The sequence below is a fragment of the Flavobacterium sp. UGB4466 genome (genome assembly GCF_903469665.1).
In the GTDB taxonomy this organism is placed as follows: Bacteria; Bacteroidota; Bacteroidia; order Flavobacteriales; family Flavobacteriaceae; genus Flavobacterium; species Flavobacterium lipolyticum.
The window spans coordinates 16,970-31,743 of sequence record NZ_CAGKLC010000055.1; the positions used below are offsets into that span (position 1 = coordinate 16,970).

Here is a 14,774-nt window from a genome sequence, read left to right on the forward strand (position 1 = left end):
ATTTTATACTGAAGCCAAAACCAAACGTTCTTGTTTTACAAAATCTTCTAATAATGCAACTGCTTTGTCATTGCCACCTGCTGTTAAGAAAGCAGTTTGAACTTCTTTGGCTGCATTTCTGTATTTAGGGTTTTCTAAAAGCTCAAAGACTGTTTTTCTAAGCTCTTCTATTCGAAGTCGTTTGTATCGAATGCTGATTCCACAACCCGCTTGTTCAATCAACTTTGCGGTATGAAAGTGATCGTAAGCGATTGGTGTAATCAACATCGGCAGACCATTGGTAAAGGTGTCGTTTACGGTATTGAAACCACCGTGACAGATGACCATATCCATATGGGGCATCAATGTAGATTGTGGGACAAAACCATTTACGATAAAATTGGAAGGCCATTTGTCAAATATATCGGGCGGTGTCGCGGCAATTATAGTAACGGGCTGGTCGGCAAATGCTTCGATGAGTTTGCCAAAAAAATCTTTTCGGATATCCACTAATAAAGTACCCAATGACACAAATATTTTGGGTGTTGTGCTGGCTGTTAATCGTTCCCAGTCAAAAGGACTATTATTTGGACGGCCTTTTACCGGACCTACAAATTTCATGTGTGAGGGTACCGTTTCAAAACCGGCAAATGATTGCGAGGTGAACACCAGATTTAATTGGTGTGAATGTATGAAGATACCCTCATCAGCGATACCGACTTCTTTTTGCAGCTCTTTGATGAGATTTTGCTGCCATTCAAATATTTTGGGAGCACTTTTCTCGGTGTCACCCATAACATCCGGTGGTACTGGGGTTGTTGTTACAGAAGGGATACGATGTTTGTGTGCAAATAAAGCGCCGCCAAAAGTGATACAGTCATTAATGATCACATCAGGCTGCCAGTGACCGAGTAGTGTTTCTAAGCCCGGCATCATCATTTTGGCAAATGGAACATAGGTTTCTTCCAGTGCCAGTTTCATGACTTCCGGCCCTGAGCAAGATGGGCCGTCATCCTGTCGTTTTAATATTCGCTGAAGTTCTTCCTGATAAGGTAGGAGATCTTCCTCAGGATAGATATAAGTTCCTCCAGTTGGGATATGTTCCTTTGCCAATGGTGTAATACCAAACCATTTGACTTCATGACCACGAGCCAATAAACTGGCACCCAAACTTAATGTTGGACTGATATGTCCGAAAAATGGCGGAACAACAACAAGAAATTTGGCCGGAGATGCAGTAGATTGCTGTGCAGAAATTATGGCATGTTCCAGCAGATCTGCTGCAGTCTTCGTTCCGCCTGCGTCTATAAAAGATTGGCGAACTTTGAGAGCAGCTTCGCGATATTGAGGATTATTCAGGATATCATGAACACTATTTTTTAGATGATTTGCTTTAAATCGGTTAAAATTGAGACGTTCACCTGCTCCGGTACGTACGACACGTCCTGCAACATGTGACTGATCGTATGCAATTGGAATAACAACGAGTGGCAGACCATGTGAAAGGGCTTCTGAGACCGTGTTGTGTCCGCCATGGCACACGACAGCATCTAAATGAGGTAACAAATCCAATTGTGGGATTTGTGCATAGACCATAAAATTTTCAGGCCACAGATCAAATAAATCCGGATCTGAAACCACTACAACCGTTAGATCTTCCTCTTGAAAGGCATCGATTACCTTTTGAAAAAATGCTTTTTTATGCTCGTGGTCGAATGTGGTACCAATGCTGACTAAGATTTTTTTCCTTGGATTACTTTTCAAACGCTCCCAGTCGAAAGTGCTGGAAATACGGCGTTCTGTTACTACCGGACCTGTGAATTGATAGTTTGAGTTGAGGTCCATTTCTCCAAAGAAATATTGGGAGGTTAACACTAAAGTAAGAAGATCAGAGCAAGCCAGTGATTGGTTTTCTTTGACACCAAGCTCTTCTTGTAGCGCCAGGATCTGATTGACTTCCCATTCGTGTACTTTGGGTAATTCACTAATAATTTTGATTGCTGCCGGAGCGGTTACGGAGGTCGCATAAGGACGATTCACTTTTTTTGCCGCAATTGCCGCCGCAAACAATTGATGATCACCAATGACTAAATCTGGTTCATAGGCTTCCAACAGCTTAACAATTCCGTTATAACAATGTCTGTTTAAAGGGATCAACACTTCTTCGTATAAAAACTTGATACTGTCAATGCCGTAAACGACCTTTTTTGAAATGATATCCAGATAGTGTTCGCTCTCTCTTTTTTCTTCGTCAGTCTGATCGTATTGGATGAGTAATAATTGTCCGCCTGCAGGAAGTTTGGACTCTAAGTTTTGGTCAAGACTGATCCATGCAACTTTATGTCCTCTTTCTAACAGCTCGGCACCAATACTCAATGTAGGATTGACATGACCTGTTAATGGGGGAACAACAAATACAAATTTAGCCATAGTTCTGTAATAAAGGGTTAGTTAAAAATTGAACAATAGTTTCTGCTATCTGAATGGGAGCCTGAATGGGAATATTGTGATCTCCATCGATGAGTTTCAGCTCGGCTGTACCGATTTGAGATTCTAACCATTCTCCCGTCGGTTTACAGTCAGAAGCTGATCCATAGAGTAACAGAGTGGGTATGCGTAATTCGGAAATAAGGATCTGATACAGAAAATCTTTTTCCTTAACCATATCTGCTTTGATACTGGTCTGATGGAATAAAAACTCGTATAACCGATGGTTTTTTTCGAATTGTCTTTTTCCCATTTTCACTTTTGTGGTATCCGTAAAATTGGCGATGTAATGTTCGAGAAATTCCTTACTGTAGGCTTCGATAATACCTCGTGCCTTTTCATCTTGCGGATCCGGTGCTTCGATGACAACCAATTGCTCTACACGTTCAGGGGCTATCAAAGCAGTTTGGAGTGCAATAAGTCCGCCAAAGCTATAACCAACAAGTTGTGCTTTTTTGATTTGGAGGTTATCCATCATTGCGATTAAATCAGAGGACATATTTTCTAAATCATATCCTTCTAAGGTACGCTCACTTCTGCCATGACTTTTTAAATCGTACATGACCACGTGAAAGTGCTGTGCCAAAATGGGAGCAATGTTAAAATAATAAATAGAAAGATTACTAAACATACCGTGGATCAGTACCACGGTATCTTCAGCACCTTTATTGAGTTCCTGTACGTGAACTTTTTTATTATTAATAGTGATTATTGGCATTCGTAGATATAATTAATGATCTTATTCAGATCAAGATTGATCAGTTCATCCAAGTCCATAGCAGACAGCCAGCCCGTGAAATCGATCTGATCGCCAAAATGTGCTTTGATTTTTTCTGAAAAGGATACAATTTCTATACTGTCCATTTCCAGGTCTTTGGTAAATGAACTTTGCGGAGTGATATCCATTTCTTCTACAAATTCTTCACCAATAATTTCTGTAATAAAACCTTTTAAAAGGTTGAATAACTCCTCATGATTTCTTTTTAATGTCGTGTCTAAAGTGTCCATCCGATAATATAATTTAGGTATTTGATTGTTTTAATTTCAATTTGATCGATCCACAGATGATCGCCTTGTATGCAGGTTACTTCGTGTCTTTTTGGGTTACCTTTCAGCCCCGTTCCCAATAATTTTCCATAAGCTTCTTTGGCTACCCAAAATCGGGTGGTCCATTCGGCCTGATCTCGTTCTTCTAATAAGGCTAATTCTGTGTCGGTGAATACCAATTGATAAAATTCAGGACTGCGTTCGGCAATGATTTCCATGTCAATACCCACCGGTTTATCGTGCCGCGCAATGGCTACGGCATCTTTTCCTTTATGTGCCAGTGAGATCTGAATCTGTTCTGTAGCATTACCTTTGAGATGAGGTTTACCTGCTTTATCAGAATAAATCTCAAAGGTGATAGGATAACTGGGTTGCTTTTTCTTTTCGCTCAGCACCTGTCGTACAGCATCTTTTACGGCTACACGGCTCACCATCCAATTTTTTCTGCGGTTGGGCAGGAGCTCCTGATAGTATTGTTTTTCTCTTTGATTGAAATAACGTTTCAGTATAAAATCCCAGGAACTTACGCGTGAGTAGGCCTGATGAAAGAAAAAGACTTGTGGGGCAATTTCTTCCGACAAACGGTTATGGAGCGGAGACATGGAAACATTCCATAAAGCTTCGTCAATTTCTAATCTCCGGTTTTGCCATCCTTTTATCGCGCACCAAACTTTTCCGTCTCTTTGTAGTATAATGTCGGCGATAGCAAATTCATCGTTTAATTCAGTCAGTATACAGGTACACTCAAATACACCGTCCTGATCGTGCATATCTTCGAAGAATTCAATTTGTTTGATTTTGACCGGAAAAGCAATGCGGTCTTTGGTTAAGGTAAGTTGCAGCCATAATCCAAATAATTGTCCGGCATTATCCAATAAGGAACCTTTACCGCCATTACCTTTTATTTGTCCTGTAATGCCTTTCTTTCCAACAGCTGATACCACTGTGATACCCTGATATTTTTCTCCATGGAACATGTGTTTTTCATAGATTTCCAAAGGAGTTCGTTCAATAGGCAATCGTTCGCCTATAGACAGATCAAAAGTAGGTTGTGGCGGATGTGATGCTGCTAAAGATACTTCTGCATTGGCAAAATTCTCTATATCCAGATAGGCGTGATGGTTGGAGCGCCAGACGCCTTTTATTGTTTTTTCAAAAGGCTTGGCAACGTTCATCCATTGAAATACACTAACATTCATGATCTTGTGAATGCTGGTTTCCGGCTGTTCTGCTTGCGCTGCTTCTGCCAGTAATTCAAAAATCATGGTCATTGGAATCACGGGTTCCATATCTGCCACATCCGACCAGCCTTTGGGTTGTCGTAAAAGGCTGTGATCAATCAGATAAGGATGCGTATCTAAATTGACGTGTAGTGTTTTGGTAAAAGGACTGTCGATCAGTTGTTTTTTTGTTAAAACAGGTGTTAAAACAGCGGCTTCTCCCTGATTTTGAAAGACGTCCAGTACTTCTTCCTGCATTCGGATCATATCGGCGATATTTTCCTGAAAAGCACGGACCAATGGGTGACTTACTTTTGCTTCCGTTAGAACTTTTTTGGGCTGTACGGTATGGATCGATTTTCGTAAGTTTTGCAGGGGTTCAAAATCGCGAATAATAGGTGATCCTAATTGTAATTTTATGCCTTTTTTAGGGACTATTTTTCTGTGATTTTGGATGTTTAAAAAATCGAGCGCCAGTACTTTTCCTTCTACAAATAATGCCGCTACTACCCGTTGCAGCTGAGCAAGTGCTGTTCGATTGGCTACACTTGAGGCAAGGGTACTGAAGGGGCTGCCTTTTAACGTATCATCAATAAAACCGATTAATCCTCCTGTACCTACCTGAATAAAAAAACGGACTCCTTCGTCATAAAGTTTTTCGGTTAGTTCCCGAAATCTTACTGGCTGCACCAAATGTTCGGCGCTTAATTTACGGATAGATTGCTGATCTGCCGGATAAGGCAGGAGGGTAGTGGCTGACCACAACGGAATTTTTGTTTTTTGGAATTGAACTTTTTCCATACCGGCTAAGATCACATCCAGTTTATCTGCCACAAATGGAGAATGGAAACCGGATTGAAACGGTAAAACCTGGTGGAATATCTGTTTTGATTTTAATAAAGGAGTTAATTCCTGAAGTGCCGCATTTGTACCACACAGGATGACCTGATGTGGACAATTATCATTGGAAACATAAAGGTTAGGAATTTGTTCAATCAATGGTTTTACCTCTTCAAGACCTGCTCCGATAGCAATGAATTTTGAATCTTTTAGTTCAAATGTTTTCGGATCAAGAACATCGATAAGATCCTTGACAGAACTGGCTTCGGCCAAATCTGAAGCATATCCTGCCAACCATTCTCCTAAACTATGTCCGGCATTCATATCCGGATAGATTCCCAATTTTTTTAAGGAACTGTCCAGTATACCACAATTGTTAAAAATACCTAATGCGTCGTTCAGCAGTCCTTCTCCGGCTGTTTCTATAGGCGCCGTCAATCCAAAATATCGACTGACGGTTTCAACTTCGCCTTTTTCTAAACCGTCTAATCCCGGGAATACAAAAGCTAGTTTACCGCCATTTTGTAAAAGGGGAGCAGAGGTGTACCAAATATCTTGTTTATTGCGCCAGGCATTATTTTTGGAAACAATTTTGATTGCTTTTTGGATACGCTCGGGTGTTGGATCAAAGAGTGCAATGCGATAATCTCCATTTCCTACGGAGGTATCGTTATCCTGAAGCGCTGAAAGCAGTGCTTCACGGGTTGCTCTGGCAAGTACCAGTACTTCGTCTTTTTTAGGGATGTCATACCCTTCTAAAACTACATGGGCGTTGATTCCTCCAAATCCAAATGCATTTACTGCTGCGATTTTGGGCAAACCGGTTTGTGACCAGTTCTGAGCTTCCTGAATCGGTGTAAATCGGGTGTCTTGTATAGAGGCAGTTGGGTTTTCACAATATAAGGTAGGTGGTAATATGTCGTGATGCAGGGCCAGACAGGTCTTGATCAAACCCGCTATTCCGGCAGCTGGCATGGCGTGCCCTATATTGGATTTGACTGATCCTATACCGGCGCGTGCAGCGGTTTCTTCTTTACCAAAAAATTGAGCCAGAGTTTGCAGTTCTGTTTTATCTCCTAAAGGAGTTCCGGTGCCATGAGCTTCCAGATAACCAATTTGTTCTTTATCTAAATTGGCCTGTGTCCACGCTTGTTCCAATGCTTTTAACTGGCCTTTTACAGAAGGGCTCATCACGCTTGTTCCATTGCCATCACTGCTGATACCAACTCCTTTAATAACGGCATAAATTTTATCCTGATCGTGTACGGCGTCTTCCAATCGTTTTAGGACAACGAAACCACAGCCTTCTCCAATGAGCAATCCGTCTGCATCTTCGCTAAAGGGCTTGATTTTCTGTTGCTGTGATAATGCTCCCAATTGACTGAATATGCTCCAAAATGCAGCATTTTGACCGGTATGAACTCCTCCGGCAATCATCATATCGCTTCGGCCACGCTGCAACTCTTGTACGGCATGGTCTACGGCTACAAGAGCACTTGCACAGGCCGCATCAACGGTGAAAGCAACGCCTCCAAGATTGAATCGGTTGGATACTAATGAGGCAACAAGGTTGGGGATTAAACCCATGGCGGTATCTGCAGAAAACCGCCCTTTACGTTCCTGAAAGGCCTGTTTTATTTTTTCAATATCGGAAGAAGATACCTCCGGCAATAGTTCTTGCAAAATTGAGAATATCTGTTCGCCAGTACGTACAATTTCAATGGCGCGTGTAGCTCCTGGACCTGTATAATTCCCTTTTCCGATGACAATTCCGGTTCGTTCCAATGAAACTTTTTTTCGGAATACACCCGCGTCTTCTAATGCTTTTTGAACGAGTTCAAGTGTTAATAGGTGGTCGGGTTCAGTGCCTTCTACGGCAAGAGGTAAAATACCAAATGCTGTAGCGTCGAATTCATAATCAGGAATAAACCCGCCACGATTACAATAAAAGCGGTCCGTAGCGTCCTTGCTGCCGTTAAAGTGAACAGGATCGATTCGATCTGCCGGAACAACTTGCGTGGAGTCGACTTTATTGATGATATTCTGCCAGAATTCCTCTGCGTTTTTTGCACCAGGAAACAGGCAGGATAAACCTACAATAGCAATATCTGTTTTTTTCATAATAGAGGAGTACGACGGTTATTACCAATTTTTACCGGACATAATTAATACCTGACTTTCTGTTCCGTATTTGATTTCGTTCAGAAAGTGTTCTTTTCCTTCCTCTAATGGGATCAGCGAAATTCCGCGGCGTTCGTACTCATTTTCCAAGGATGAGGAAACCATTCCTGCACCTTTCCATGGCCCCCAGTTGATCGAAAGTACTTTTCCTTTCAATCTTTTGTTTAAGACCCTGGCATAATCATCCAATACACTATTGGCTGCGGCATAATCCGTTTGTCCTTTGTTGCCATAGACGGAAGCGATGCTTGAAAATAAAACTACAAATTGGCAATCTGAACGCAATTGTTCGGCTAGCACACGTAAGGGTTTTACTTTTGTATCAAAGACACGTTCAAAAGAACTGGTGGTTTTCTGCCTGAAAAGTTTGTCTTCCAAAAGACCTGCGCCATGAATGACACCGTCCAATTGTCCATATTGTTTATAAATATCATGAATAAGCTGAGTTAACCCCTCTTCATCGCAAACATCTAAGGATTGATAGACTACTTTATTTCCCAATTGTTCCATGTGTCGAATGGTGCGCAGAATTTGATTGTTTTTGAAAATTCGCAGCGTCTCTTTTTCAATTTCTGATGGAGCACTGAAATTACCGGTCTTGATGAAGTAGCTTCTGATTTCTTCTTTCGATTCCATTAATTCTAATGCTTTTGAATCGGTAATAACTTCTCTCGGGTCTGCTGATCTGCCCACAAGAACATAGGTACATGGATAAGCTGCCGACATGTGTTTGACCAGCTCAGCAGTAATACCTTGTCCGCCTCCGAGGACTAAAACAACCGATTTTTGATCCAATTGGATATGTGCCTCGTCAAGAGTCGTTAACAAAGGTGAAGGTATGATGTCGACTTTATGGCGTTGATTGTTTTTGTAAATCACTTCAACGGATTGGTCTGCTGTCAGGATCTCACGTAAGGCAATTTCTGCTATTTGATTTGTTTCCTGTGCTGTATGGAGACTGATTAGCCTGAAGTTAGTTTGTTCAAACTCACGGGCTAAACTTTTGAATAATCCAGGATAACCCTGATAATGACGTAGTGCACGGGTGTCTTTTAATTCTTCAACATGTGCCGGGATATCTGTGATCAAATAAATCCATTGTGCTTTTTCAAGATCCATCTTCTTAATAAGACCAACGTGGTCGATGATACTATGCTTCACAGTAGCGGAGTATATATCGGTAATAATCAATCCATCAAAGAGCGTTAGATTTTGTTCGTTATGAACCAACTCGGTAATTGCACCGTATTGTTCCAATATGGTTTTAATGGCCAATGTTTGTGTTCCATTGTCCGGAACTATTGCAAATCGTTTTCCTTTAAGGATTTCGGTGTTTTGTGCTTCGGAAATAAGGGTGGGTACTAAATCAAACCGAAGGCGTGTCAATAAACTTTGCACAGGTTCAGTTGTGCTCATTTCACTTATCCAGGCGGCTAAACCATTTAACGTTTTTATGGCGGCTAATTTTTCCATAAGATCATCAGCCTGCTCCTTGTCATCACCAAATCCGATTTTATTTTTAAGATCGCTGATGATTTCCATTCGTTTAATAGAATCTATACTTAAATCGGCTTCCAGATCCAGATCCAGTCCCAGCATTTCTTTCGGATAACCGGTCTTTTCACTAACAATATCTAAAATAGCCGTTTGCAGTTCTGCAAGTGTCACGGTGGTTTTATCTGCTGCTACAGGTGCTGCAGGTGATGATTCAATTTTTGTTGTAACTGAACCAACAGTACCTGTGTATTCCGTAAGCCAGCTTACAAGTCCGTTTAAAGTCTTTATTGCCGCCAGTTGTTCCATCACTGTATCTTCATTTTCATGATCACTGTTGAGTATGCCAAGCTCATTGCGGAGCACGCCGATAATTTCAACTCTTTTGATAGAATCAATGCTGAGGTCAGCTTCCAGATCCATTTCCATTCCTAACATTTCCTGCGGATAGCCCGTTTTTTCGCATACCACAGTTAACAACAAAGATTTGATATCTCTTGAAGGTACCTGTAATGTTACTTTAGCTATCGGTTTATCGTTTGTAATTACGGTTGCGGCCAGTGGATTAGTGGTCTTATTTTCTACTGTCGCGGCATAAACGGGGATAGGGTTTAGCTGTTGCTGTTGTCCTAAGAAGGAAAGCATGACATCGCGCTGCGCCTGGATCAACATTTTCATACTGTTTAAATATTCCTGTAGTAGGTGTTCTGGGGCAGGTTGTGTATTTGGTGTCTGGATGATTTTGGAGTTTGTCATTTGAATGGGAGTTACGATTGGTAATGCACCATGAGCAGGTAATGTACCTGTGGTTGGATGAGCGGCTTGTCCATTTACACGCCAAATCGTTGGGCTCTTTTGATAAAGATCTGGTTGATCGATTTGGATTAAATTCGCATGTCTGTCTTCAAAAAGTTTATTTAGATTAAAGGTGCGGCCAGTTCCAAGGTATTGTGCCAACATACAAAGGAGATGGGTGAGACTGTTATGATTGTTATCCTCAACATGTAGGATCAGTTCCTCTTGATTGAGGCAGGCCTTTGTTAGTCCTGTTAATATTTTTCCGGGACCTACTTCAATAAATATCCTTGCTCCATCGGCATACATGGCCTGGATTTCGTCAACAAAATGCACGGGTTGCACCAGGTGATCGGTTAACTGTGCTTTAATGTCAGATACCGCGCTTGGGTATAAGGCTGCTGTGGTGTTGGACCAAACCGGAATCTGCATTTCCTGAAAAGGAATTTCTTTCAGAACAGTGGCATACAAATCTTTGGATTTGCTCACCAAAGGACTGTGAAAAGCACAGGCAACTTCCAGTTTTTTGGCTGAGATGCGCTCGTTTTTAAGTGCCTCCATGAATTTGTCAATAGCTGCGGTACTTCCGGCAACAACGCATTGAGTTGGTGAATTGTAATTGACAGCATAGCAGTCCTGATGTTGATCCAGAATTGTTTTCAAACGATCTGCATCCAGGTTTACCGCGACCATAGTTCCGGGATCACTATCAGTAATGGCGTCTAGAATAGATTGTGCCCGTTTGCTGCTGAGTTCAACCAACTGTTGTTCGTTAAATACACCGGCAAAACATAAAGCCGGTAACTCTCCATAGCTATGTCCTGCTAACATATCAGGTACAATACCGAATGACTGTAACAACTGAGCTAAGGCAAGATCTACAATACCTAAAAGAGGTTGTGCGAGACGTGTATCCTTAATGGTTTCTTTTTGTTTTTTTAAGGATGCGGTATCAAATGTGGCTGCAGGGAAGACCACTTTTTCTAAATCAGGATATTGTGATATGATTTTTCGCAGGGCTGGAAACAGTACGAACAGATCTCGTGCCATATGAATGTTTTGGCTGCCTTGTCCGGGAAACAAAAATGCAGTTTTACCGGCTCGTTTGTTGACCATAAAAATATCTTTACTTTCAATGCCTGTTAACAAGAGTTCGATTTTCATCACCAGATCTTCGGCTGTATCTGCAACAATGCTCAGCTGAATCGGTTTCTCTGAACCCACGGCTAAGCTGTAGGCAATGTCTTTTAAAGATAAACTATCATTGATTTCCAATAAAGTTTTTACCTGTTCCAATTGAATTTTGGCGGCATCATAATTATCCCCTCGGAAGACGAATAATTCGGAGGGCCAGTATTGTAGAATGGCGGCTTCTTCTTTTTGTGGATGATTTTCGATTACCATATGAAAATTGGTACCACCAAAACCGAAGGCACTAATCCCTGCATAACGTTCTTTTTCGGACCATAATCCTGTTTTTGCATGAAAAGCAAAAGGACTTGTGTGGGCATCGAAGTAGGCATTGGGCTGTTGAAGATGAAGGGTAGGAGGTTTTACTCCGTGGTATACAGACATAGTGGCTTTGATAAGTCCGGCCAGACCGGCAGCACATTTGGTATGCCCAATTTGAGTTTTTACAGAACCAAGATGGGTTTGAGATGGTAAAGCCCCGGATTTTAGAAATAGATTGGTGAGTGCTGTAAGCTCCGTTTTATCTCCGACTACTGTTCCGGTACCATGCGCTTCAACTAAACCAACTGTAGCGGCACTGATACCTGCCTGATCATAGGCACGTTCCAATGCGCGTACCTGACCGATTTTTCGCGGTGCGGTAAGACCAAGAGCTTTACCGTCGCTCGATCCTCCGACACCTTTAATAACCGAATAAATACGGTCACCATCACGCAGGGCATCTTCATATCGTTTTAAGACTAAAATAGCGACCCCTTCGCCTAGCGCAATACCGTCGGCTGCACTGTCAAATGTTGCGCAGCGTCCTTTGCGGGAGAGGGCATGTGTGCTGGAAAACATCAGATAATCGTTGATACCGTTATGCAAATCTGCTCCTCCGGTAAGTACCATATCCGATTTGCCCAGGATCAATTCCTGACATGCCAGATCAATAGCCGCTATTGATGAAGCACAGGCAGCATCAACGGTAAAATTTCGTCCTCCAAGATCCAGACGGTTGGTGATTCTGCCGGCAATTACATTGGCCAATATACCCGGAAATGAATCCTCCGTGGTTTGTGGAAATGCTTTTTCTACTTCTTCGTGAAGCTCTCCAAAAACCTGTTTGTAATAACCTCTGAAACTGTAGCTGTTGGCAAGATCGTTTCCACCTTCAGCACCAATTATAACCGATATATTTTCTCTGTTGATTTGTTTTTCACCATAACCCGCATCTTCCATTGCACGTTTGGCAACGAGTAAAGTTAAAAGCTGCGTTGGCTCTATCGCTGCAAGAGATTGTGGCGGAATACCAAATTCTAGCGGGTCAAAATCTATTTTTGGAATAAAACCGCCCCATTTTGAATGTGACACATCCGAACCATTAGAATCAGGCTGATAATAGAGGTCTTTATTCCATCGTTCCTCCGGTACTTCCGTAACACAGTCTTTTCCAAGAATGATATTGCGCCAGTATTCTGCTAAATTTTTGGCACCCGGGAACACGCATTCCATCCCTATAATAGCGATGTCCAGTGCTTTTTCGGCTGATGAAGGTTTTTCCGGCAGTTCGGCCTGTTCAATGTATTTTTGATTTTCGATAGCAACGTTATGATGGAGTGATTCCAGTGTAATCACCTGATTGTGCATGGTAGCGACCTGCCCAATCATATACATGCCTAAATCAAGTTGTTGGTTTTTAGGTATCGTTACGAGTGCATCACCTTGACGGTCAATGCCTTTTGCGGCAATTCGGAGACGTCCTACATTCAGTTTTTCAAGCTGTTCCCAAATTTGCTTTTTGTCCGTTCCAAGGGCTAGTAACTTTTTCTTTTCATTGTCGAAATGTAGAGCGAATGCCGTATTTAAACAACGTGTTTCATGACCCGGTGCCGTTTCCAGCAAGACGGTATCTTTGGCTTTCATTGCTTGCTGCTGAAATTCTTGCTGAATAGCTCCTGTACTCACTGCTTCTTGTGTATACAAATAGGCTGTTCCCATTAATACACCGACCTTAACCCCTCGGGCTGCGAGAGTGGCGGTCATAATAGATACAAAGGCTGTGGAAAAAGCATCATGAATTCCGCCGGCAAAAAATACACTTATATTTTCCGGATGATCTTCTTTTAAAATACGTTCAATTTGTTTTTCCCAAAGTACTGTGCTGGAGAGCGGACCAACATGTCCACCACATTCCCGACCTTCAAACACGAAGTTTTTGGCACCTTCTTTTAGGAAAATATCCAATAGCGCAGGCGAAGGTACATGTAAAAACGTGGTTATACCGGCTTTTTCAAATACTTTAGCTTGTGCAGGCCGACCTCCTGCGATCAATACTACGGGAGGTTTGGCTTCAAGGATATAGGCGGTTTGTTCTTCTCGTAATTCTTGTGGCGCAAAACCTAATATCCCTACACCCCAGGTTTTATCGCCGGCCAGTTTTTGAGTTTCGATCACTAATGCTCTTGCTTGTTCTCCTTTGAGTAAAGAAAGAGCTATAAAAGGTAAAGCTCCTGTTTCGGCTACTGCATTGGCAAATGCCGGAACATCACTTACGCGGGTCATCGGTCCCTGGGCGATCGGGTAGCGTAGACCAAGTTGTTTGGCTAATGGATTATTTTCGTTAATAATTGCAGATGCTTTCGCTTGTTTAAGATGACCGTATAGGGCTTCATGAAATCCAAAAATCAATTTTTTTAACGTTTTGAAATTTTCATACAGCTCTGTAGCTAAAGCAATGTCTTGTCCCATCGGGATGTAACTTTTCTCAGGATCGAGGTCATTAAAGTATTGCCCTAACTCTTCGATAGAAACATTTTCAGATAAAACAGGCGAATTGGGCCTAACCAATACGCGATGCTGGGCGATGATTTTGGTTTCGGTTCCATTTAATTTCGAACATAGATTTTTGAGGTCTTGTGGAATGGTACTTTCGGGATATAATGCCAATTGACTGTCTAATACAATACCTTTTGCCCCAAGTGCTTTTACAGCAGCAGCGGTATGAAGACCTATTCCTCCTTGTACCCATACCGGTATGGTCTTGATTTTTTGTATGACACGCTGAAAGAGAACAAATGTAGATTCATAACCAACTAATCCTGCAGCTTCGTTTCCTTTCACAATAATTCCAACAGCTCCCAGTTGTTCGGCTTCTCTGGCTTGTTCAAGGCTCGTTACCTGATAAATTCGTGATACGTTAGGATAGATTTCTACTGAGATTCCAAATGGAAGGATCGCAAGGCTTACCTGCTCGGGCAGTTGAAGGGATCTTAGCCTGTCACTGGTAAGATATATACCGTAGGAAGGTATACTGTTCCCGTCAAGTTGATGTAATGCTTCCTGAGCGATTTCGATATCATGTCCTAAACTTAATACGGGGAATGCTCCGGCCTGAAATAATTGAGACATTAGGTTGACGTCTGGCTTTTCAAAAGGCGTTAATCCTATAATAGTAGAATTTTTCATAGGTTGATAAGATTGAAATGAGATTTGGAAATGGTGTAACTTTAATAATGACCTTTGTGGTACTATAGTAGTTATCGTGGTATAGTGGAATAA

At 41.8% G+C, this 14,774-nt stretch carries 5 protein-coding genes; all 5 read right to left on the bottom strand.

Annotated features, from left to right (window positions below; all coding sequences use genetic code 11):
* Positions 1 to 3 precede the first annotated feature (3 nt).
* Genes JO950_RS13950 through JO950_RS13970 form a run of 5 tightly spaced genes read right to left on the bottom strand, consistent with a single transcriptional unit; the run spans position 4 to position 14,681 of the window.
* Positions 4 to 2,409: a glycosyltransferase gene (locus JO950_RS13950; protein ID WP_202703208.1), complete on the bottom strand. Its 2,406-nt coding sequence runs from the start codon at positions 2,407 to 2,409 to the stop codon at positions 4 to 6.
* A complete protein-coding gene (locus JO950_RS13955; protein ID WP_202703209.1) occupies positions 2,402 to 3,184 on the bottom strand; it encodes an alpha/beta fold hydrolase in 783 nt (260 codons plus the stop codon). The genes JO950_RS13950 and JO950_RS13955 overlap by 8 nt, the downstream gene beginning before the upstream one ends.
* A complete protein-coding gene (locus tag JO950_RS13960; protein ID WP_202703210.1) occupies positions 3,175 to 3,474 on the bottom strand; it encodes an acyl carrier protein in 300 nt (99 codons plus the stop codon). Before JO950_RS13960 ends, JO950_RS13955 begins: the two co-directional genes overlap by 10 nt.
* Entirely contained in the window at positions 3,462 to 7,694 is a 4,233-nt protein-coding gene (locus JO950_RS13965) for a type I polyketide synthase (protein WP_202703211.1), read from the bottom strand. Before JO950_RS13965 ends, JO950_RS13960 begins: the two co-directional genes overlap by 13 nt.
* A 21-nt stretch (positions 7,695 to 7,715) precedes the next feature.
* Positions 7,716 to 14,681, bottom strand: a complete 6,966-nt coding sequence (locus JO950_RS13970; RefSeq protein ID WP_237732359.1) for a type I polyketide synthase — start codon at positions 14,679 to 14,681, stop codon at positions 7,716 to 7,718.
* Positions 14,682 to 14,774 lie beyond the last annotated feature (93 nt).

Excerpts from the sequence above, each read along its gene's own strand:
- JO950_RS13950 (WP_202703208.1), bottom strand. The coding sequence starts at position 2,409 with ATGGCTAAATTTGTATTTGTTGTTCCCCCATTAACAGGTCATGTCAAT.
- JO950_RS13965 (WP_202703211.1), bottom strand. The coding sequence starts at position 7,694 with ATGAAAAAAACAGATATTGCTATTGTAGGTTTATCCTGCCTGTTTCCT.
- JO950_RS13955 (WP_202703209.1), bottom strand. The coding sequence starts at position 3,184 with ATGCCAATAATCACTATTAATAATAAAAAAGTTCACGTACAGGAACTC.
- JO950_RS13960 (WP_202703210.1), bottom strand. The coding sequence starts at position 3,474 with ATGGACACTTTAGACACGACATTAAAAAGAAATCATGAGGAGTTATTC.
- JO950_RS13970 (WP_237732359.1), bottom strand. The coding sequence starts at position 14,681 with ATGAAAAATTCTACTATTATAGGATTAACGCCTTTTGAAAAGCCAGAC.